Annotated in this window: 16 protein-coding genes and 1 tRNA gene; 11 read left to right on the forward strand and 6 right to left on the reverse strand. The window is 37.1% G+C overall.

The features are described from left to right. Positions 1-41: 41 nt before the first annotated feature. Positions 42-548, forward strand: a complete 507-nt coding sequence (locus tag DCS95_RS08010) for a hypothetical protein (protein WP_116770292.1) — start codon at positions 42-44, stop codon at positions 546-548. Positions 549-600: 52 nt separating this feature from the next. On the opposite strand, the gene DCS95_RS08015 is transcribed toward DCS95_RS08010, so the two are convergent. The 3 genes from DCS95_RS08015 to DCS95_RS08025 all read right to left on the reverse strand — a co-directional run bounded on the left by DCS95_RS08015 (position 601) and on the right by DCS95_RS08025 (position 4921). Further along, positions 601-900, reverse strand: coding sequence for a T9SS type A sorting domain-containing protein (locus tag DCS95_RS08015; RefSeq protein WP_116770293.1), 300 nt, complete (start codon positions 898-900; stop codon positions 601-603). 97 nt (positions 901-997) lie between these two features. Then, positions 998-3832 carry a DNA polymerase I gene (gene polA / locus DCS95_RS08020; RefSeq protein WP_116770294.1) on the reverse strand — a complete coding sequence of 945 codons (2835 nt, stop codon included), beginning with the start codon at positions 3830-3832 and terminating at the stop codon, positions 998-1000. A gap of 102 nt (positions 3833-3934) precedes the next feature. Beyond that, the gene (locus DCS95_RS08025; RefSeq protein ID WP_116770295.1) at positions 3935-4921 is read right to left on the reverse strand and encodes an isoaspartyl peptidase/L-asparaginase family protein; all 987 of its coding nucleotides are present in this window, start codon (positions 4919-4921) and stop codon (positions 3935-3937) included. A gap of 41 nt (positions 4922-4962) precedes the next feature. Here DCS95_RS08025 and DCS95_RS08030 point away from each other — a divergent pair, with 41 nt between their 5' ends. The 3 genes from DCS95_RS08030 to DCS95_RS08040 all read left to right on the forward strand — a co-directional run bounded on the left by DCS95_RS08030 (position 4963) and on the right by DCS95_RS08040 (position 7361). Further along, positions 4963-5685, forward strand: coding sequence for a copper homeostasis protein CutC (locus DCS95_RS08030; RefSeq protein ID WP_116770296.1), 723 nt, complete (start codon positions 4963-4965; stop codon positions 5683-5685). A 57-nt stretch (positions 5686-5742) separates the two neighbouring features. After that, positions 5743-6972 carry a metallophosphoesterase gene (locus tag DCS95_RS08035; RefSeq protein WP_116770297.1) on the forward strand — a complete coding sequence of 410 codons (1230 nt, stop codon included), beginning with the start codon at positions 5743-5745 and terminating at the stop codon, positions 6970-6972. A 92-nt stretch (positions 6973-7064) separates the two neighbouring features. Beyond that, positions 7065-7361: a thioredoxin family protein gene (locus tag DCS95_RS08040; RefSeq protein WP_058103959.1), complete on the forward strand. Its 297-nt coding sequence runs from the start codon at positions 7065-7067 to the stop codon at positions 7359-7361. A 52-nt stretch (positions 7362-7413) separates the two neighbouring features. Here the strand turns inward: DCS95_RS08040 and DCS95_RS08045 are convergent, their stop codons facing one another. Next, positions 7414-10764 (reverse strand): glycosyltransferase family 117 protein, encoded by a 3351-nt coding sequence (locus tag DCS95_RS08045; protein WP_116770298.1) that lies wholly within the window; start codon positions 10762-10764, stop codon positions 7414-7416. Positions 10765-10932: 168 nt separating this feature from the next. On the opposite strand from DCS95_RS08045, the gene DCS95_RS08050 reads away from it, so the two are divergent. After that, positions 10933-11003: transfer RNA gene (locus tag DCS95_RS08050), tRNA-Gln, on the forward strand. Positions 11004-11303: 300 nt separating this feature from the next. Next, positions 11304-11591: a hypothetical protein gene (locus DCS95_RS08055; protein WP_244178419.1), complete on the forward strand. Its 288-nt coding sequence runs from the start codon at positions 11304-11306 to the stop codon at positions 11589-11591. A gap of 29 nt (positions 11592-11620) precedes the next feature. On the opposite strand, the gene DCS95_RS08060 is transcribed toward DCS95_RS08055, so the two are convergent. Beyond that, positions 11621-12943, reverse strand: a complete 1323-nt coding sequence (locus tag DCS95_RS08060) for a cation:proton antiporter domain-containing protein (protein ID WP_116770300.1) — start codon at positions 12941-12943, stop codon at positions 11621-11623. A 222-nt stretch (positions 12944-13165) separates the two neighbouring features. Between DCS95_RS08060 and rimP the strand changes: the two genes are divergently transcribed. Genes rimP through infB form a run of 3 tightly spaced genes read left to right on the forward strand, consistent with a single transcriptional unit; the run spans position 13166 to position 17731 of the window. Continuing rightward, on the forward strand, positions 13166-13627 hold the full coding sequence (gene rimP, locus DCS95_RS08065) for a ribosome assembly cofactor RimP (RefSeq protein WP_116770301.1): 462 nt from the start codon (positions 13166-13168) through the stop codon (positions 13625-13627). 12 nt (positions 13628-13639) lie between these two features. After that, a complete protein-coding gene (nusA, locus tag DCS95_RS08070; protein ID WP_116770302.1) occupies positions 13640-14872 on the forward strand; it encodes a transcription termination factor NusA in 1233 nt (410 codons plus the stop codon). 42 nt (positions 14873-14914) lie between these two features. After that, positions 14915-17731, forward strand: coding sequence for a translation initiation factor IF-2 (gene infB / locus DCS95_RS08075; protein ID WP_116770303.1), 2817 nt, complete (start codon positions 14915-14917; stop codon positions 17729-17731). Between the two features lie 52 nt (positions 17732-17783). Here infB and DCS95_RS08080 read toward each other — a convergent pair whose 3' ends face one another. Next, positions 17784-18155, reverse strand: coding sequence for an SPOR domain-containing protein (locus DCS95_RS08080; RefSeq protein ID WP_116770304.1), 372 nt, complete (start codon positions 18153-18155; stop codon positions 17784-17786). Between the two features lie 232 nt (positions 18156-18387). Between DCS95_RS08080 and DCS95_RS08085 the strand changes: the two genes are divergently transcribed. Then, positions 18388-19758, forward strand: coding sequence for a c-type cytochrome (locus tag DCS95_RS08085; RefSeq protein ID WP_116770305.1), 1371 nt, complete (start codon positions 18388-18390; stop codon positions 19756-19758). Between the two features lie 34 nt (positions 19759-19792). After that, positions 19793-22912, forward strand: a complete 3120-nt coding sequence (locus DCS95_RS08090; protein ID WP_116770306.1) for a TAT-variant-translocated molybdopterin oxidoreductase — start codon at positions 19793-19795, stop codon at positions 22910-22912. The last annotated feature ends 7 nt before the right edge of the window (positions 22913-22919 follow it).

Below are 22919 nucleotides of genomic sequence, written 5' to 3' on the forward strand. Positions count from 1 at the left end.
TTTTCGTTTTTAGGGGTGTACAACCAAAAAAAACTAAATAGATGTATAAATATATTTTACTAATTACGGGGGTGGTATTGACACTTATGTCCTGTAGTTCCGATAAAGATGAAACACAAACAGAGTTAGAAGTTACCAGCACTGCTATTATTGGCACCTGGGTTGCTACAGAGCTTGAAATTGATAATGAAACTGCAAGTGATGACGTTAAATTTGGAAAACAGATATTAGATTTTCTAACAGCAAAGGACTGTTACATTATTACGTTGCAATTTAATGAAGATTTAACTGCCAGTGCTTCTAACTCTGCAAATTATGTTGAGGTAAACGCTACCAGTTCTGGGTTAGATATTCCTTGTCCTACGGAGTCTGATATCAATGAAAGTACTTATACTTTTGATGGTGAAACCGTAACGACTATAGATGAAAACGGAGAGGAATTAACGATAGGTGTTTCTATTGACGGTAACATGATGACTGTTGATGCAAGTGACTTGGATATTCCTAATTTTTCAGAAGACGGACAATTAATTTTTGTAAAACGCTAAGTTTTAAAAAGTATATAGAATTTAAAAACCCTTGTCTCATGGCAGGGGTTTTTTATTGTTTGTAAAACTTTGTTTTTATATTCTGATGTTCAGATTGTATGGTAATCATATACAGACCTTTTTCAAGATTGAAAACAGGAATGTTCAAAGCGTTTCTTTTAATCTCCCATTTGTGGAGAATGACTTGGTTTCCATAACTATCTCTAACGGTAATAACAGCATTCTTATCATTTTTTAGACCGAGCACGTTTATAACGTTGGTTGCCGGATTTGGAAAGACTTTAACCTCTTGCGCAGCCAATGAAGCACCGCTAAAGACCGTAAAAGCTAAAATGATTATAAGTCTTTTCATGAAAAATAGCGTACCTCATTGTAGTGGTACGCTATATGCTAACGTTACAAAAATACATTTTCGTCTCCCTTTAAAGAAACTTTAACTATTCCTAGCATTAATGGGCTACCAACCAGTTATCACCTAAGCCAACTTCAACATCCAAAGGAACTGCTATTTTGTAGGCATTTTCCATTTCAGATTTAATGAGTGTTTGTAATTCTTCCAATTCTGGTTTGTAAATGTCAAATACCAATTCATCATGTACTTGCAGTAACATTTTAGACTTGTAATTGCCTTCTTCTAATTTGTTATGAATGTTGATCATGGCGATTTTTATGATATCCGCAGCACTACCTTGAATAGGTGCGTTTACTGCATTTCGCTCTGCAGCGCCACGTACTATGGCGTTACTACCATTGATATCTTTTAAATAACGTCTTCTTCCTAAAACAGTTGAAACATAACCATTGTCACGTGCAAAATCTACTTGCTCGCTCATGTAGTTTCTCAACTTTGGGTAGGTCTTGTAGTAGGTGTCTATCAGTTCTTTTGCCTCTTTTCTTGATAGGTCCGTTTGGTTACTTAATCCGAATGCAGAAACACCATAGATGATACCAAAGTTTACGGTCTTCGCATTACTACGTTGTTCTCTGGTCACTTCTTCCAAAGGCACATCAAATACTTTTGATGCCGTAGATGCATGAATATCCTCTCCATTTTTAAAAGCTTCTATCATGGTGGTTTCTTCACTTAATGCTGCAATAATACGTAGCTCTATTTGAGAATAATCCGCTGCCAACAAAGTGTAGTTCTCATCTCTTGGAACAAATGCTTTTCTAACTTGTCTACCGCGCTCTGTTCTAATCGGTATGTTCTGTAAATTAGGGTTGTTACTGCTTAAACGACCTGTTGCGGCAACGGTTTGCATATAATCTGTATGCACCCTTCCTGTAGACGGTTCTACTTGTTCTGGTAATGCGTCTACATAGGTACTTTTTAATTTGGCAAGACCTCTATAATCCAATACATTTTGAACAATTTCATGGTCTTTTGCTAAATATGATAAAACATCTTCAGCAGTTGAGTATTGACCGGTTTTGGTTTTTTTAGGCTTATCGACTAGTTTTAGTTTGTCAAATAAAATTTCACCTAACTGTTTTGGTGAACCAATATTGAATTCTTCACCGGCAACCTCGTAAATTTTCTTTTCTAGATTGCTAATGTCATTGTTCAAATCTTCTGAAAGTGAATTCAAGAATTCTTTGTCTAAATTAATGCCTTCCAATTCCATATCTGCCAAAACTCGTAATAACGGTATTTCAATATCTTGAAATAACTTTTCTGTATTGGCTTCTTTTAATTCGGGTCTAAAATGTTGTGCTAACTGAAAGGTGATATCTGCATCTTCTACCGCATATTCCGTTTGTTTATCTAAGGGAACATCGCGCATGCTCAATTGATTTTTCCCTTTTTTGCCGATAAGTTCAGTGATTGAAACGGGAGTGTAATTTAAATACGTCTCTGCCAAAACATCCATATTGTGGCGCATATCTGGATTAATTAGATAGTGAGCCAACATGGTATCGAACAAAGGACCTTTTACATCAATATTATACTTATTCAGTACCTTAATGTCATACTTAAGATTCTGACCTATTTTTTCAATTTCCTCAGACTCAAAGAAAGGGCGTAATTCTTCTAAAAGCGCTTGTGCTTCATCTTTGTTATCTGAAAAAGGAACATAATAGCCTTTTGTTGCTTCCCATGAAAATGCTATCCCTACCAATTCAGCTGTCAATGGAGCCAGACCGGTTGTTTCGGTATCAAAACAAACGGAGGTTTGTTTCATTAAGTTCTTAAGAAACAATGTCATTGCCATACCGGGTGCAACACTTTGGTATGCATGCGATACATCTGCAATGGTTTGTCTGCTTGAAAAATCTTTTACCGTGGCGCCTGAGTCGGCAGCACTTCCAAATAGCGAGAACTGCCCAGATCCCGCATCTTGTTTTTCTTTTTTTGCCGTTACCGTGCTTGTTACTTGTGTAACCGTTTCATCTGTTTCTTCCGAGAATATTTTAATAAATTGATCTTTTAGTCTTCTAAATTCCAATTGTTCAAAAATCTCTTGTACTTTTTCAAAATCAGGCACAGAAAGTTCATAGTCTTCCGCGTTGAAAGTAACATCGCAATCAATACAAATGGTTGCTAATTTTTTAGAAAGTAGACCCAATTCTTTGTTGGCTTCTACTTTTTCCTTCATTTTTCCTTTCAGCTGATCCGTATTGGCCAGTAGATTTTCCATGGAGCCAAATTGTGCAATGAATTTTTTTGCGGTTTTATCTCCTACACCTGGTAAGCCAGGTATGTTATCACTGGCATCGCCCATCATGCCCAAATAGTCTATTACCTGTTCAGGTCTTTCTACTCCGAAACGTTTCTGTATTTCTGGTATACCCCAAATTTCAATTCCGTTACCCATTCTCGCTGGGCGGTACATAAAAATGTTTTCAGATACCAACTGACCAAAGTCCTTATCTGGTGTAACCATAAACACTTTGTAGTCTTCCTTTTCTGCTTGTTTTGATAAAGTACCAATAATATCATCTGCTTCCCATCCCTCTAACACTACACAAGGTATGTGCATAGCTTTAAGTATGTCTTGTATATAGGGTACCGCAATCTTTATGGCATCTGGTGTTTCATCTCTGTTGGCCTTGTAATCTGCGAACATTTCTGTTCTTTCCACACTTCCTCCTTTATCGAAACAAACCGCTAAATGATCAGGTTTTTCACGTCGAATAACGTCGAATAAAGAATTCATAAATCCCATTATAGCCGAGGTATCCATGCCCTGGGAGTTAATTCTTGGGTTTTTTATAAGTGCGTAATATCCACGAAATATTAGTGCATATGCATCTAGCAAAAAGAGTCTTTTTTGATCTGCCATTATTCAATATTGATTGTAAAAGGTTAAAAGTACAAATTGATCGTGAAACATTAGGGTAGATTTCCCGATTGCTTAACCAATATGTTTCTGTCCTGAAGTAATTTATTTGTTTAAATAACTGTCTGAAGGATTGTTTACATGACCTTCTTTAGTGTATGTTCTATAAGTAAACCCAGGGTGAATGCAATAAGCCCCTGTCTCACCTTTTTTATTAATGGCAATAAAGCCTATTTGAAAATCTTGCTTGTCCTTATTTTTTGCGATTATTCTTTTTACGCCTTCTTCGCATGCTTCTTGTGGCGATTTACCTTGTCGCATTAATTCAACAATTAAAAAACTACCAACCGTTCTAACAACTTCTTCACCAACACCTGTAGCAGTGGCTCCGCCTACCTCATTATCTACGAAAAGTCCGGCGCCAATAATAGGGGAGTCACCAACCCTTCCTGCCATTTTATAGGCCATGCCACTGGTGGTACATGCCCCGGCAATATCGCCGTCGGCATCAATGGCCAACATACCTATGGTGTCATGATTTTCTATATTGATAATTGGTTTGTATTGTGAGGTTTTTTTCCATTCTTCCCATGCTTTTTTGGATTCTTCGGTTAAAAGATCTGTTTTTTTAAATCCTTGTTCGTAAGCAAACTGCTCGGCACCTTTACCTGCAAGCATTACATGCGGAGTTTCTTCCATTACTTTTCTGGCGACAGAAATAGGGTTGGCAATATTTTGCATTGCCAGTACGGCGCCACAATTACCATCTTTGTCCATAATACAGGCATCTAACGAAACATTTCCGTCTCTATCGGGTCTGCCGCCATTACCGACAGTACTGTTATTTAAGTCGTTTTCTTCTACCATTACACCTTGGTGAACGGCATCTAGTGCACTACCGCCTTTTTCTAAAACTTGCCAAGCTTTAGCAGTGGCATTACCAAAATTCCATGTACAGATTGCTATTGGTAAAACAGCCTCTTTTTCGGTTCCTATTTCTTCTTTAGGTTCATTAAATGAGGCGAATAGGGGAGTAGATATTACGCCTGCGGCTACAGTGCCCGAATTTCTTAGGAACTTTCTTCTTTTCATGGGTTGGGTTCTTTACTTTTATTGACCTTAAATATAGTAATATGATAGTAGAAGTTTGCGCAAATTCCTTAGAATCTGCCTTGGTTGCCGAACGTGCTGGGGCAGACCGTATTGAGCTGTGTTCGGAGTTGGCTGTTGGAGGGTTGACACCTTCTTACGGGTTACTAAAAGCGGTTAAGGATCAAATTTCTATACCTGTTCATGTACTTATAAGACCTCGTAGTGGTGATTTTTCATATACCGATGCAGAAATGGATATAATGCTTTCGGATATTAAGATTTGTGCCGAATTTGGTTTTGCCGGTATTGTAGCGGGAGTTCTTTCAAAGGATTTTTCGTTGGATGTTGATCGTACTAAAAAACTAAAGTTGGCAGCGGGCAATATGAGTTTTACTTTTCATAGGGCGTTTGACTGGCTCGTGAATCCTTTTGAAGCATTGGTCGAATTAGAAAATTTAAAGGTGAATACTATTTTATCATCTGGACAACAAAGTTCAGCGCCTAAGGGTTTAGATTTTTTAACTCGTCTAAAAACAAAAAGCACTACGATACAAATAATGCCAGGTTCTGGAGTTAATGCCGGTAATGTTGATTTGTTTAAAGAACAAGGTTTTGGCGCAGTACACCTATCAGGTACTGCAATGATGCAAGTATTGCCGTCTAAACCATTAATATCCATGAATTCAAAAGGTTTTTTGAGCGATGACCATATAGCGATTACCCAATTAGAAAATATTGAGGCAGTGGTTTCCAAGGTTAAATAAAATGTAAATGAGCGCATATACCGCTGTTATACAGATATCTTTGTAAAAAAACATAACATGATTCGTTGGCTTATTTTCGTTTTGGCATATATGGCCTTAAGTTTTTATGTGTTACAGGCATTAAGGACTATTTCAAAACAACCTTGGTGGTCTTGGATTTACATTGCGGTTTCGCTGGCTGTTATGGTTAATTTTATTTATCAATTCACGGTAGGTGAAGAAACGGGTCGTGTTTTAAGTATACCTAAAAGTTATGCCTTTGGTTTTTTATTGACCATGCTCACCTTTAATTTGATCACTATAATTTTCTTGTTTTCGGAGGATATTTATCGCCTTATTTCCGGATTGTATCAAAAGCTTTATGGTGAAGAAAAACAGTTTGGGTTACCGGCACGCAGGCGATTTTTAAGTTTGTTGGCATTAGGTATTGCCGCGATACCTTTTGGGGCTTTGTTGTACGGAATGTACAAAGGAAAATATAATTTTAAAGTGCTACGGTATAACTTGGAATTTGACGATCTACCAGATAGTTTTCATGGGTATCAAATCACCCAAATATCAGACATTCATAGTGGGAGCTTTGATGATCGAAAAAAGATAGAATATGCGGTAGACCTGATCAATAAACAAAAAAGTGATGTCTTGCTTTTTACAGGTGATATGGTAAATAATATGACTTCTGAAATGGAGCCTTGGGCAGATCTTTTTAGTACGCTTCACGCAAAAGACGGTAAGTTTTCTGTACTGGGAAATCATGACTACGGTGATTACATTCCATGGGAAACCGAAGAGTTAAAACATCAAAATTTAGAAGACCTTAAAAAATTGCAGAAAGATATGGGCTTTGATCTTTTGCTCAATGAACATAGATACCTGCAAAAAGGTGATGATAAAATAGCTTTGGTAGGTGTAGAGAATTGGGGTAAAGGCGGATTCAAAAAAGCCGGGGATCTTAAAAAAGCTTCTGCACAAATACAAGAGAACGATTTTAAAATATTAATGAGCCACGATCCTTCTCATTGGGAAATGGAAGTCATTAAAGATGCTTATCATTATCATTTAACTTTAAGTGGGCATACCCACGGCATGCAATTTGGTATTGAAATACCGGGTTGGGTCAAATGGAGCCCTGTGAAATGGAGGTACCCTTATTGGGCAGGAATATATAAGGAAATGGGTCAGTTTTTAAATGTGAATCGAGGTTTTGGCTTTTTAGGATACCCTGGTAGGGTCGGAATTTGGCCTGAGATTACGGTAATTACTTTGCAAAAGAAGGCATTAACATGATTTTAACCCTTTTACGGGTTTACAAATAGACAGCCGAGAGTAGTATTTTAACAATTTTTATTACATTTGGCTAACATAGAAAAGTATTTTATATGTCCAAATTTGGTGAGCTAATAGATTTAAAGGTACCCGTTCTTCTGGATTTTTATGCAGAGTGGAACGAACAGTCAACTGCAATGCACCCAGTGCTTAGAGATGTAGCTGCGGCTTTAGGTGATAGAGGTAAGGTTATAAAAATTGATGTGGACAAGAATAAAGAACTTTCCCAAGCCTTACGTGTTAAAGGTTTGCCTACACTTATGATCTACAAGAAAGGTGAAATGGTTTGGCGCCAAAGTGGTGAACAAGACGCGAACACCCTTATTGGTATTCTTAAGGAATACGTATAATTTTACCCTTTAATATTTTAAAAGAAAAGAACTTTGGGCTTTCGCCCAAAGCTTATTGTTGTGCCGAAATATCTATAGTATCTTCTAATATATCGGTTCTTGTATTGTCTGGTAATATTGTATCGGAAACTGGCATTGTATCCATCATATCCGGATCTGATCCCAGTACATCTTGTGGCATGCCCATATCGTCTTCATCTTTATAGAAATGCTGGAACTTATCGATATACTCATTGAATATCAATGTTTCTTTTTCGGCAATATCTTCGCTGTCATTAGTAATTACGATATCTATATTACGTCTGTAAGCTTCCATATCAGCAATGATGTCATCAATGTTATTGTATTGTTCATCTAAACTGGTAGAAGCGTAATATTCCAACCTTTCTTGATACTTCTTCTTTAATTTTTCGAACAACGCACGAGCTTTATTGCTTTCGCCTACCTTGTAATATCCATCTACAAATGGTTCTACTAAAGTGTAATAACCAAACTTGTCCACTGGCATATTGGTCAACGATATTTCAATAATATCCTTTGCCTTGTCTATCTTATTTTCCTTAATAAGAGCTTCGGTTAAGCGCGCCAAATTACCTCTGAACGATACACTTTGTATGCGTGTTTGTGTATCGTGGTAGATATCTCCGCCAGAGTTGCCCCAATCCCAACTGGTAACAATATCGTACATCAAATCTGTATCAATACGGCCTAGTTCAAAAGCATTAGGTCTTTCTGTTCTAATAGGCACCAATTTGTAAGCCAATCCATCTAATTGCAGGTAATCTTTCATCCAAAGATATTCGGCATCGTCAAAACTACCTCCAGAGAAGTACAATGGACGTTTCCAGTCATTATTGGCCAATATGTCAAGCATCATCATGCTTTTCTTGGTAATGGCACCTGGTAAGTCAATATCTATATAGTCTACAATTAAATCGGCATCTTTTTCTTTGACCAAACCACTGCTCAATACATTTTGTTTGTTTACAGGAACCCTTATTTTATTGGTTGGGTAGTAAACTATGTTTTGGGTGTCTTCAGGATATTGGCTTAAGTCTGAACCATTTTGTTCAAATAAATACTTAAGCTTTGTTCTTGGTTTGTCGCTGTCGATCCAATTGATAAAATCTTTAATAGGCCATCTGTTTTCTGTAATACCTTGGTGGTACAATACATCTCTAGATCCCCATCTATATTTTTCATGTGTAATTTGTGAAGGTATTGGTGCACTCTCGTAAGCGGCCGATTTCATTTGGTCAACGTACCAATCTGTCTCAAAAAGGCTGGTACAAACAATACGAACATCTGTTCTGTAATGTTCAATTTCTTGGGCATACCAAATAGGGAACGTATCATTATCACCAATAGTGAATAATATTGCCCCAACATCTTCTTGACAAGAATCTAAATATGCCTTTGCAGATGAATTAGCTGTAAAACGATTTGATCTGTCGTGGTCGTCCCAATTCTGTACCGCCATTACTGTAGGAACGGCAAGTAATGTTACAACTACGACTACGGGTGCTAGTATTTTAGGGGTGATCCAATCTTTAAATCCGTCGTATAGTCCGTAGACACCTATTCCTATCCAAAGTGCGAATACGTAGAATGAACCTACTAGAGAATAATCACGTTCGCGAGGTTGAAAAATGCCTGGGTTGGTGTAAAATTGAATTGCCAATCCTGTAAACAAGAAGAAGATTAGTAATACCCAAAATTGCTTCTTGTCTTTAGAGACCTGAAAAACAATGCCTATTATTCCTAGAATTAACGGTAAAAAGAAATAGGTATTTCTACCAGGATTGTTCTTTATGTCGCTAGGTAGATTATCTTGACTACCTAAGCGCCAGCTGTCTATGAAATTGATTCCGCTTAACCAATTTCCATTCTCATTGTAGCGTCCTTGAACATCATTCTGTTTTCCAACAAAATTCCACATAAAGTAACGTAAATACATGTAGTTGAACTGAAATTCAATCATGTATTCAATGTTGTCCCACAATGTTGGTGGCTGTACTTCGATGTACTCATCAAAACGCTTTAAAAAACTTATATATTGGTCGGCGCCAATTTCGCCATTTGCAAAACCTATTTTAACTTGCTCTGCTGCCTGTCTTAATTCTTGGTTAGGCTGGGTAATCCTGAAATCCAAAGCTCCAAAATAGCGCATGTAATTCTCTGCATTTTGAGAGCTCCACATTCTAGGTAGCAACCCTTGATGCTTAGGGTTCGGACCTTGTATAGCGTCTTTGTATTTGTTTACTATGATGTATTTGCCAAGCGTATAGTCCTTCTCATATTTAGGCTTGCCATCTTGATCTTCACCAGGCGAGGCAAACATATCCGAATAGTATGTTCCGTAAACGGGGCTGTCTACACCTGGGTATTGTTCTCTGTTATAGTAAGCAAGAAGAGCACGTGCATCTTCCGGATTGTTCTCGTTGATAACCACTTTGGCATTTGCTCGAATTGGTAACATCAGCCATGATGAAAATCCTAAGAACAAAAACATCATGCATAAAACAATGGTGTTTGCAGTTTTGTAGTTGTTTTTGCGAGTATAGTTTAGGCTAAAGTAAAAGGCTGCAATAAACAATAAGCCAATGATAATAGACCCCGAATTAAACGGAAGTCCAATGCTATTTATGAAAAAGACCTCTCCCCATCCAAATACTTTTAATACGTAGGTCAATGAGAATTTATAAACCAACATTAATATTGCGATTACAATAATGTTCGCTAATAAAAAGTTCTTTACCGTAGTTTTTTTGTATGTTTTAAAATAGTATAACAGACCAATTGAAGGAATAGCCAAAAAGCCCATGAATTGAATACCAAAGGTAAGTCCTACCACAAATGAAATTAAAACGATCCATCTATTTCCTCTTGGGTCGTCTAAATTATCTGTCCATTTAAGACCTAGCCATAATAAAAGTGCCATTATAAAACTGGCCATGGCGTAAACCTCTGTTTCCACGGCATTGAACCAAAAACTGTCTGAATATGTAAAGGCAAGTGACCCAACTAAAGCACTGCCAAATACCGCGATAGCTTTACTATTGGTGAACGGACCATCTTTGTCTATCAATTTTCTGGTAATGTTAGTAATCGTCCAGAACATGAATAAAATGGTAAATGCGCTAGATACACCAGACACTAAATTTACCATCATAGCTACTTGATTGGGTTCTAATGCGAACATAGCAAAGAAAGCACCGATCATTTGCAATAGAGGAGCCCCTGGTGGGTGACCAACCTGCAGCTTGGCAGCTGTGGCTATATATTCCCCCGCATCCCAAAAACTATTTGTGGGTTCAACGGTAATATAATACGTTATAAGGGCTATAAAAAATACGGACCATCCTAGTATGGTGTTCCACTTTTGGTAGTTCTTTGAAAACATGAAGCTTGGGTTAAACCTAAGTGGCGAATTTACTAATTAATATAGAAAGGAATAAACTATTTTTATAAACCTTTAACATGAAGCAATAAAGATTTTTTCAATTTTTACTGTAAAAAATATTTGGTAAAACCAAACTTTGTTTTAAATTTGCAGCCTCTTAATAGGTATTGGCCCATGGTGTAATGGTAACACTCCGGTTTTTGGTACCGTCATTCAAGGTTCGAGTCCTTGTGGGCCAACTAAGAGAACAACGAAAATCCTAATATCAACCGATATTAGGATTTTTCATTTTTATGACCTGTGTCATTTTTTCTAAAATAAATTTGCATGAAATTTGATCGATCATATAACTTTCCATATGTTAATGTGAAGAAATGGTTAACTGTGTGTCAGTAATTTTGTACATTTAATCTAATAACGTTACAAATTCATCGGAAAAGAAACCATTTCGATATCGTTATTATATACTTTAGTACCCTAAAGAACTTAACCTTATGAAACTCTCTCCAAAAGTTTTAAAGATATTATTAATTGTTGTTGTGCTCGGATTTGGAATAGGATTCTATCTTCAGGATGTTAAGCATGAAGAAAGTACTTCCCATGCTTGGAAGGCGAATCGTTATAATTTAGAGCGATTCAATAAAATAATGGAGTATAATAAAAAAATGAACTCCACTAACTGGAGAGTACTCAAAGATAGTATAGACCAACAATTGGATACATTGATGATACTTCGTTTTCGTAAAGAAGTCGATAGTTTAGAAGATGCAGAGCCTCAAGCTTATGAAGAGCATCAAGAGCAACATGCTTCTTTTGGTCTTCAATAGTTGAGATAGGTGTTTTTTTTGCTTTAATTTTAATGGTCTTTGAATGTATTGGTCTGATGATTTTCATCATCTGTACTTGTAGAAGACGTAGTATTAGAAACTCGAACGGCATCTTCAGCTAAGTTTCTTTCCAAAATCTCCTCATCCAATTCGTCTAAGAGTGTACCCATTTTACGTTTATCTTTTATCATAGCCCATGTCATAACAAGGCTTGTAGCGATTATAACAAAGAGTAGAATACCAGATTCAAAGCCCTCAATTTGTGCTTCCATGGGTATTGCATAAAATAGAAGTACGGTAATTAGTCCTCTTGGTGCTATAAATAATTGGGGTAGCATGTCTTTACCTACAAATATCATTAGTATAATGAAGCGTATAGCATATATAGATGCTATAATCAGTAAGCTGACAATGGCTACATTAATGCTTAACAGTGATGATAGTACAATAGTGATACCAAATATGACAAAGAAAAACGTTCTTACTACAAATGCTGTTTCAAGGGTTACAATATGTAATTCGTGATATATTTGTTGCATTCGCTCAGATTCTAGAAAGATTTTTGTTTTACCCGGAAAAAATAAATTCACATTTTTTACGATCAATCCGAATACGAGTATGATGATTAAAGAAGATAAATGCATCTTTTTACCAATAGCATAAAGTAGAAGAAGAACTGCTATAAGTAGAAATAATTTTGCCTGACTTTTAATTTTTTGAAACACTAATATAATGGCATAGCTGGCAACAAGGGCTATTACAACAGTGAGTAGTAGGTTTAAAGCAAATCCGCTTGCGCCGGTGTCTTCTGCCGGGTTTAATTTCCCCGTTAAGAAGTAAAACATCATAATCCCCATAATGTCAGAAAAGGTGCTTTCATAAATATGGAATTCCTTCTTTTTCTCACTTAGGCCTCCAACACTCGGAATTATGATCGCACTGGAAAGTATTGATAATGGAGTAGCGTAGAGCCAGGCAGACTGCATAGTCATGTTGGGTATAAATTGATATAGTATTAATGCAGCAACATAAGCAGACCCTACTAAACCTATTAAAGCAATAGCCATTGATTTAAGAATGGGGATCAGCTTTTCCCTTTTAAGTTCTAATTCTAAAGCAGCTTCAAGAACGATCATTATTAAACCAACGGTTCCTAAAATTTCTAAAGAGCCCTTAAAATCTGGTATTTCTGGAATAAAGAATTCAAGACCTATTTTAATGAGTATGCCCAGTACAATGAGCATTAATACTGCCGGAATATTTGTTTTCTTTGAGATGCCGTTAAAAAAGAATGACAAAACTACAATTAAAGATGCTCCAATAATTAGGTTGTACGAGGATAGAATTTCCATGAAGGGTTATTTTGGTTGGTGTTCTGTTAAAAATAAGATTTTTTCTAAAAAGCTATAATTGAAACAAGATTTATTATTTTATATAATTGTTTTCAAAATGAATGAATTAGGTGTTGGTGTGGTATTGTAGGAAATTAATTTTGTTGTATATTTGCAAAGCTGAAAGGATATAAAAGTATTCATGAGGGGACAATTAGTCCCCTCTTTTATTACTTATTATTTATGCTAAAGGAAAAAGTAAAAGAATTATTGGAACAAGGTCTTCAAGAAGATCCCTCCCTATTTTTAATCGATTTCACAATGGGTGCTGATAATAGCATTCATGTGGTAATAGACGGTGACCATGGGGTTACGGTCAGTGATTGTATAAAAATCAGTAGGGCGATCGAGCATAATTTAGACCGTGATGAACACGATTTTTCCCTAGAGGTTGCTTCTGCTGGTGCAGCTGCACCTTTGGTTATGCCTCGTCAATATTTAAAAAATGTTGGTAGAAAACTTGAAGTTCGCACAAACGATAATAAGTTTGAGGGAAATTTGACCGCAGTAAATGATGATTCTATTGTTTTGGAATGGAAAGCTAGGGAGCCTAAGCCAATAGGTAAGGGGAAAGTGACCGTTCAGAAAAAAGAAGAAGTAAATTTTTCAGATATTATTAAAGCAAAAGTTGTATTAAAATTTTAATTGTAATTACCAATGGAAAATATTGCGTTAATTGAATCTTTCTCAGAGTTTAAGGACGATAAGTTCATAGACAGGGTAACATTGATGGCCATTTTGGAAGATGTTTTTAGAAATGCGCTGAAAAAGAAGTTTGGTTCAGATGATAACTTTGATATCATTATTAACCCAGATAAAGGTGATTTGGAAATTTGGAGAAACCGTGTCGTTGTAAATGATGGAGAGGTTGAAGAGCCAAATGAGGAGATTTCATTGTCCGCTGCTCGTAAAATTGAGCCAGATTTTGAAGTTGGTGAAGATGTATCTGAAGAAGTAAAGTTAATTGACCTGGGTAGAAGAGCTATTTTGGCATTACGTCAAAATTTGATTTCTAAAATCCATGAGCATGATAATACAACCATCTACAAGCACTTTAAGGACTTAGAGGGTGAAATATACACTGCAGAGGTGCACCATATTCGTCATAAGGCTATAATTTTGCTTGATGATGAAGGTAATGAAATCATTTTGCCTAAAGATAGACAAATACCTTCTGATTTTTTCCGTAAAGGTGATAATGTTAGGGGTGTTATTGAAAGTGTAGAATTGAAAGGTGCAAAACCTACCATTATAATGTCTAGAAGCTCGCCTAAATTCTTGGAGCAATTGTTCTTCCAAGAAATACCAGAGGTTTTTGATGGTTTGATTACGGTTAAGAAAGCTGTTAGAATACCTGGGGAAAAGGCTAAGGTAGCTGTTGATTCTTATGACGATCGTATTGATCCTGTAGGTGCCTGTGTAGGTATGAAAGGGTCAAGAATTCATGGTATTGTTCGTGAATTGGGTAATGAGAATATTGATGTGATTAACTGGACGGCAAATCCACAGTTGTTGGTTACTAGGGCATTGAGTCCGGCTAGGGTTTCTTCGGTGAAATTGAACGATGAGAAAATGACTGCCCAAGTGTACTTGAAACCTGAAGAGGTTTCTAAGGCAATTGGTAGAGGTGGTCATAACATTAGATTAGCTGGTCAATTAACTGGTTATGAAATAGATGTGTTCCGTGAAGGTGTAGAGGAAGATGTTGAATTAACAGAGTTCTCTGATGAAATCGATGCATGGATTATAGATGAGTTCAAGAAAATTGGATTCGATACAGCTCGTAGCGTCTTAGAGCAAGATGTTGACGATTTGGTGAAACGTACAGATTTAGAAGAGGAAACAATTTTAGAAGTTGTGCGTATCCTAAAAGAAGAATTAGAAGATTAGCTATATATTAGCACTTAAATAAAAGAACGGGAATCAGTATTTATGGCAGACAATGCGAAAATAAGGCTTAATAAAGTTCTTCGTGAACTTAATATTTCCTTGGACAGGGCAGTGGACTTTCTTAATGGGAAAGGGCATGATGTGGAAGCGAGGCCTACCACTAAAATTTCCGATGATGTTTATCAGGTTTTACTTGACGAATTCCAAACGGATAAAAGTAAAAAGGTTGCATCTAAGGAAGTTGGAGAGGAAAAACGTAAGGAGAAGGAGGCAATTCGAGTTCAATTGGAAAAAGAACAGGAAGATCGTCGCTTGGCCCGTGAGCGAAGAAATTCTGAAGCTGAAGACAAAACTTTGGTTGGCAAAGTAGAGTTGACAGGTCCTAAAATGGTCGGAAAAATTGACCTTAATCCAAAGAAAAAGGAAGAGGAAGAACCTGTGAAGGAAACTCCTAAGTCTGAAGAAAAGGTTGAAGAAAAAGCTGAGCCAAAGGCAGAGGTTAAAGAAACTAGAAAAGTTGTTCTTAAAGGTCCCAAAATAGTGTCTCAGCCTGTGCAAAAAACAGAGGACAAGAAAGAAACACCTAAAGTTGAGGCTCCAAAAGCTGAAAAGCCTAAAAAAGAAGAGCCTAAGAAAGAGGAGGCTAAAGCTGCTGAAACGGAATCTAATCCAGAGAATGAAGCACCAAAAACAATAGAGACTCAATATCAAAAATTATCGGGTCCTAAAATTGCAGGTGAAAAAATTGACCTAAGTAAGTTTGAGAAGCCTAAGAAGAAAAAAGAAGAAAAAAAGGCTTCAGATAAATCAAATACCGATCGTAAAAAGAGACGTAGAAGAATTGTTACAAAAAATCCTTCTGGTCCGGGTCAAAATAGAAACACTGGAAAACCAGGTGATAGAAATAAAGGTAGAGGTAGATTTGCACCAGTTGCAAAAGTAGAGCCTACCGAAGAAGATGTTCAAAAGCAAGTACGTGAGACCTTAGAAAAACTTCAGGGTAAATCTAAGAAAGGTAAGGGTGCTAAATATAGAAGAAGTAAAAGGGATCAGCACCGTGAACAGACGGAAAAAGATTTAGAGAAACAAGAATTAGAGAACAAAATTCTTAAGGTTACCGAGTTTGTTACGGCAAGCGAGGTTGCTACCATGATGGGTGTTTCTACGACCGAGATTATTTCGGCTTGTATGTCTTTAGGTATTATGGTGACCATGAACCAGCGTTTAGACGCCGAAACATTGTCTATCGTTGCTGAAGAATTTGGGTACGAAGTAGATTTCGTTACTGCAGATATTGAAGAAAGTATTGTTGAAGAGGAAGATGCTCCTGAAGATTTAGAACACAGGGCTCCTATCGTAACCGTAATGGGTCACGTGGATCATGGTAAAACTTCATTGTTGGATTACATACGTAAGGAAAATGTAATTGCTGGTGAAAGTGGTGGTATTACGCAACACATTGGTGCATATGGTGTTTCTTTGGAGAACGGAGAGCGTATAGCATTCTTGGATACACCAGGTCACGAGGCGTTTACCGCGATGCGTGCAAGAGGTGCTCAAGTGACTGATATTGCTATTATCGTTGTAGCGGCTGATGATGATATTATGCCACAAACGAAGGAAGCGATTAGTCATGCTCAGGCAGCTGGGGTTCCTATCATTTTTGCAATAAACAAGGTAGATAAGCCAACAGCTAATCCTGATAAAATTAAGGAAGGTTTAGCGCAAATGAACTTATTGGTAGAAGATTGGGGTGGTAAAATACAATCACATGATATTTCTGCTAAAACTGGTTTAGGTGTAAAAGAATTATTGGAAAAAGTATTGCTTGAGGCTGAATTATTGGAGCTGAAGGCAAATCCAGATAAACTTGCTACCGGTACGGTTGTGGAGGCTTTCCTTGATAAAGGAAAAGGTTATGTATCTACTGTGTTGGTGCAATCTGGTACACTTAAAATTGGAGATTATGTATTGGCCGGTACCACTAGTGGTAAGATAAAAGCTATGCAAGATGAAAGGGGTAATAATATTAAGTCCGCCGGTCCGTCTACTCCAATATCGATATTAGGTCTTGATGGTGCTTCGCAAGCGGGTGATAAGTTCTATGTATTGGAAGATGAGCGTGAGGCAAAACAAATAGCTTCAAGAAGATCTCAATTACAACGTGAGCAATCCGTAAGAACGCAGCGTCATATTACTTTAGATGAAATTGGACGTAGAATTGCGTTAGGTGATTTCAAAGAACTTAACATTATACTTAAAGGTGATGTGGATGGTTCTGTTGAAGCGCTTACCGATTCTTTCCAGAAATTGTCTACTGATGAAATTCAAGTTAATATTATACATAAAGCAGTAGGTCCTATTACGGAATCGGATGTGTTGTTAGCTTCTGCGTCAGATGCGGTAATTATTGGTTTTAATGTAAGACCGATGGGTAATGCTAAAGCAATTGCCGAGAAAGAGGAAATTGATATCCGTATGTATTCCATTATTTACTCTGCGATCAATGATCTTAAAGATGCAATGGAGGGTATGTTATCGCCTGAAATGAAAGAGGAGATTTCTGGTACTGCTGAAATTAGAGAGACATTTAAAATCTCGAAGGTGGGTACTATTGCTGGTTGTATGGTAACTAGTGGTAAAATCTTTAGAAATTCTAATATTAGATTGATACGTGACGGTGTAGTAATTTACACAGGTACATTGTCTTCTTTAAAACGATTTAAAGATGATGTTAGAGAAGTTGCTAAGGGTTACGATTGTGGACTTCAGATTAAGAATTACAATGATATCAATGAAGGTGATATTGTTGAGGCTTTCCAAGAGGTTGCTGTTAAGAAGAAGTTGAAATCCAAATAAATAATATCTAAAGAATTTAAACTCTAGGATATAAAGCAAAAAAAAAATCGACCTATTTGGTCGATTTTTTTGGTTTTAATAACATCGCATTAGGGTATTTGACCCTTACCTCATTAAATTTTCGCTCGGCGTCTAATTTCGAAGTAAACCTGCCAACTCTAACCCGGTATGTTGGTGAGTCGAAATCTATTTTTGAAACTAGGTCGGGGAAGTCTTCTTCTACATTTGCTTTAATTTCTTTTGCTTTTGCGTAATTACCAAAGCCAACCTGAATTCTATAATATTCATTATTACTTAAAGAAGTTTTATAAACTTCTAACAGTTCGTCTATTTTTTGATCTTGCTGAATAGTCACTTTAGCACCTTGTGCGTAGGTAAAATGAGTAATACATGCAAAAATTACGAGGGTACTTAGTGTTTTCATGATTTTTTTAGGGTTTTATTTTCCTTCATTGCAAAAGTAAATTATTAAGGTTCAAACAAATAAATCAATGTTTATTTAGAACATTTCTAAATTATAAATTATAGATACATTAACATTTTTCAAATAAAGTCTATGTCGTATTTTTGTCTCCGATTTAGGCATTTGGTGGATTTTAATTTGGTTTCATCTATGACCAAAATCATGCCAAGATTCCGATAGAAATATTCGATATATGAAAAAGGTTCCAAACCGAAATCAGTTTTCTAAAATTTTAGGTTTATCCCTAATTGCATTTTTGTTTTTTGCAAGTCCGTTAATAGCGCAGGATGATTCTGCTGCTGAACCTGCGGCTACTGAAGCCGAGGGTAGTGGAGATGCTAAAAAAGGTAAAGCTTTGTTCAACCAGAACTGTGCCGCTTGTCATGCGTTAAATCGCAAAATGACCGGTCCTGCGTTACAGAATGTAGAAAGCAGGTTAAGTGAAGAAGAAGGTTTAGATAGGGAGTGGTTGTATGCTTGGATTAAAAATAGTCCAGGTGTTATCAAATCAGGTGATGCTTATGCTAACAAAGTGTATGCTGAGTATAACCAAGCTGCGATGACCGCTTTTCCTACATTGTCCAATAGTGATATTGATGATATTTTGGCTTACACGGCTGCACCGCCACCTGCTGCGCCTGCCGCTGCTGCTGGAAGTGCTGAAACCGCTGCTGGTGGATCGGCGAATTCATCAGGTATTTCCAATGAAATCATTTTAGGTGCTTTAGTGCTTGTATTTGGTTTGTTGGTGGTAATGTTGTTATTGGTTAATAAAACTTTACAACGTATAGCACAAGCGAACGGAATTGTAGTTGAAAAAGCGGATGCTGCTAAAAGAACGCCTATTTGGAAAGCTTTTGCGCAAAATCAATTTTTGGTTCTGGTAACCGCAATAATATTATTATTGGGTAGTGCTTATTTTGCTTATGGTTGGATGATGCAGGTGGGAGTTGACCAAGGGTATGCTCCAATACAGCCAATTCATTATTCGCATAAGATCCACGCAGGTGATAATAAGATAGAATGTAAATATTGTCACTCTTCTGCAAGGGTTTCAAAGACGTCGGGAATTCCTTCATTGAACGTTTGTATGAATTGTCATAAATCAATTTATGAGTATACGGGTAATCCAGAAGGTCCATCTCAAGAAGATTTGGAGAACGGTTATACTAATGATTTTTACACTGGTGAGATAAAGAAGTTGTATAAAGCGGTTGGCTGGGATGAGCAAAACCAAAAGTATACAGGTGAAAGTCAACCGGTAGAATGGGTTCGTATTCATAACTTACCTGATTTCGCTTATTTTAACCACTCACAACACGTTTCGGTTGCTGGGGTTGAGTGTCAAACTTGTCACGGTCCTGTAGAGGAGATGGAAATTATGTATCAGTATTCTCCATTGACTATGGGTTGGTGTATTGATTGTCATAGAGAGACCAATGTAAAGGTCGAGGGCAATGAGTACTATGAGAAAATTCATGCTGAACTTTCTAAAAAGTACGGTGTGGAGAATTTAACAGCAGCACAGTTAGGTGGTCTGGAATGTGGTAAGTGTCACTATTAATAATAATTTAAGAAGCTAATTACAGATAATACGTATGGCATCAAACAAAAAGTATTGGAAGAACGAAGCGGAGTTAAATCCTAACGATTCCATTGTTGAGGCGCTTAAGCAGAATGAATTTGTGGAGCAGATTCCTGTTGAAGATTTCTTGGGTGATAAGGAAACATTGTCTTCTACAAATACAAATCGTAGAGATTTTTTAAAGTATGTTGGGTTTAGTACCGCAGCAGCTTCTTTGGCGGCTTGTGAAGGACCGGTTGTAAAATCTATTCCTTATGTGGTTTTGCCAGAAAATATAGTTCCTGGGGTTGCTAATTATTATGCAACAACAATTGCAAATGGTTTTGATTTTGCAAGTATATTGATAAAAACACGCGAAGGTCGTCCTATTAAAGTTGAGAATAACACTTTGGCTAAAATAGGTGGTACAGCAAATGCTAGAGTTCAAGGTTCTGTACTTTCTCTATATGATAGTACCAGATTGCAAGGGCCTTTGGCAAACGGCGAACCTGTTGAGTGGGATGTCTTAAAAGCTACGGTGAAATCTAAGATGGGTGTATTAAAAGGCTCTTCTAAGAAAATTGCTGTTTTGACACAGACTTACGCTAGTCCATCAACGGATCGTTTAATGTCAGATTTGGTGGCGGCTAATGAAAATGTAGTTCATGTTACTTATGATGCGATTTCTGAAGATGCGGCTTTAACTGCTTTTGAAAATAAGTATGGTGAGAGAGCTTTGGCTGATTATGACTTTGAAAAAGCTGAAGTAATTGTTTCTTTCGGTGCGGACTTTATTGCAGATTGGCAAGGAGGAGGATATGATGCAGCCTATTCTAGAGGTAGAGTTCCAAAGAACGGTAAAATGTCTAGGCATATACAGATAGAGGCAAATATGTCTTTGACAGGTGCAAACGCTGATAAGCGTGTAGCTATGAAGCCAAGTGTTCAGAAAGTTGTTTTAGCTAAGCTGTACGGTAAGTTAAATGGAACTACGGTTGGCGGTAATACATCTGAATATGATGCTTTAGTTGATTCTATTGCTACTGAAATTAAGAAGGCAGGTTCAAATGCTGTTGTTGTAACTGGTTTGGATGATGTTAACGCACAGTCGGTAGTATTGGCTATCAATGAAATGTTGGATAGTAAAGCGTACGACGCTTCAGCTCCTAAATATATAAGAAAAGGTAGTGTTAAGGCTGTAAATGCCTTAATTTCAGATATGAAAGCGGGTAGAGTGGGAGCTTTGTTAATAGACGGAGTTAATCCAATGTATTCTCTTCCAAATGCTGAAGATTTTAAAGAAGGTCTTACTAAAGTTGATCTTAGTGTAGCTTTCTCCACAAATTGGAATGAAACTACAGAGGCTGTACAGTACGTTGGTGCTTCTAATCATTATTTAGAGTCTTGGGGTGATTTTCAGGTTAAGAAAGGGCATTACAGTTTAATGCAGCCTACAATAAAAGAATTATTCGATACTAAGCAGTTTCAGTCAGTGATTTTAGAATTACTGGGAAGCGAGCAGACGTATTATGATTACATAAAAGAAACTTGGACTTCAAGTGTGCTTAACGGTGCAAGTTGGAACCAAGCATTGCAAGATGGTGTTTTTAGTGCCGATACGATGGTTGTTGGTGTTGAGGGTGCTGTTCAGAATGTTAGTATTGCAGAAGATAATGTAGAGGTGGTGTCTAACACCTCATTGTCATCCGCTGTGCGTAGTTTGGCTAATACTACTAGTGAGGGTATGGAGCTTACGCTTTACTCTAAAGTTGGTATGGGTGATGGTCAGCAGGCAAGTAACCCTTGGTTGCAAGAGTTTCCTGATCCAATTACAAGGGTGTCTTGGGATAACTACGTTACCGTTTCAAAAGCAGATGCTGCTGAATTGGGTGTTGAGAATGTAAATGTTGCTAATGGCGGTATGGATGGTAGCTATGTTAAGCTTACCGTTAACGGTGTTAGTCTTGATAAAGTTCCTGTTGTTGTTCAGCCAGGACAGGCAAAAGGAACGGTTGGTCTTTCCTTCGGTTATGGTAAAACGGTAGGTTTGAAAGAGGATATGCAAACAGGTGTTAATGCCTTCAAATTATATGATGGTTTTAGTAACATACAATCTGTAAGTGTAGAGAAAGTTGCAGGTAATCATGAGTTTGCTTGTATTCAATTGCATAAAACCCTAATGGGTAGAGGTGATATCATTAAAGAGACTACTTTGGAGATATTCAATACAAAGGATCATGCCGAGTGGAATGAAGTGCCGGTAGTATCATTGGATCACCAAGAAGTACCTGCAACATCTGTTGATTTGTGGGATAGCTTTGATCGTAGTATCGGACATCATTTTAATATGTCTATCGATTTAAATGCTTGTACTGGTTGTGGGTCTTGTGTTATTGCTTGTCATGCAGAGAATAATGTGCCTGTAGTAGGTAAAGCCGAAGTTAGAAAATCAAGAGATATGCACTGGTTGCGTATTGATAGATATTATTCTTCTGAAGAAACTTTTGAAGGCGATAATGCCAAAAAAGATGGATTTGATGGCTTGTCTGGCGACAATGGTTCATTAGGAGGCTTTGGTGAGTTAGAAGATCCTTCTGCTAATCCTCAGGTTGCTTTTCAGCCAGTAATGTGTCAGCACTGTAATCATGCACCTTGTGAAACTGTATGTCCTGTTGCGGCAACTTCACATGGTAGGCAAGGTCAGAATCAAATGGCTTATAACAGATGTGTTGGTACTAGATATTGTGCAAACAACTGTCCATATAAAGTACGTAGATTTAATTGGTTCTTATATAACAACAACGACGAATTTGATTTCCATATGAACAATGATTTGGGTAAAATGGTATTGAACCCAGATGTTAATGTTCGTTCTAGAGGTGTTATTGAAAAATGTTCTATGTGTATTCAAAAAACACAAAAGACTATTTTGGACGCTAAAAGAGATGGTCGTGTTATTGAGGATGGAGAATTCCAAACAGCTTGTTCTTCTGCATGTAGCAATGGAGCCATAGTATTTGGTGATGTGAACGATGAGAAGAGTAAAGTATCAGAATTAAAAAAGAGTGACCGTATGTATCATTTATTGGAGCATGTAGGTACTCAACCAAATGTTTTCTATCACGTTAAGGTTAGAAACACCAACGAAGCATAAACAATAG

The sequence above is a fragment of the Maribacter litoralis genome, assembly GCF_003075045.1.
GTDB classification, from domain to species: domain Bacteria; phylum Bacteroidota; class Bacteroidia; order Flavobacteriales; family Flavobacteriaceae; genus Maribacter; species Maribacter litoralis.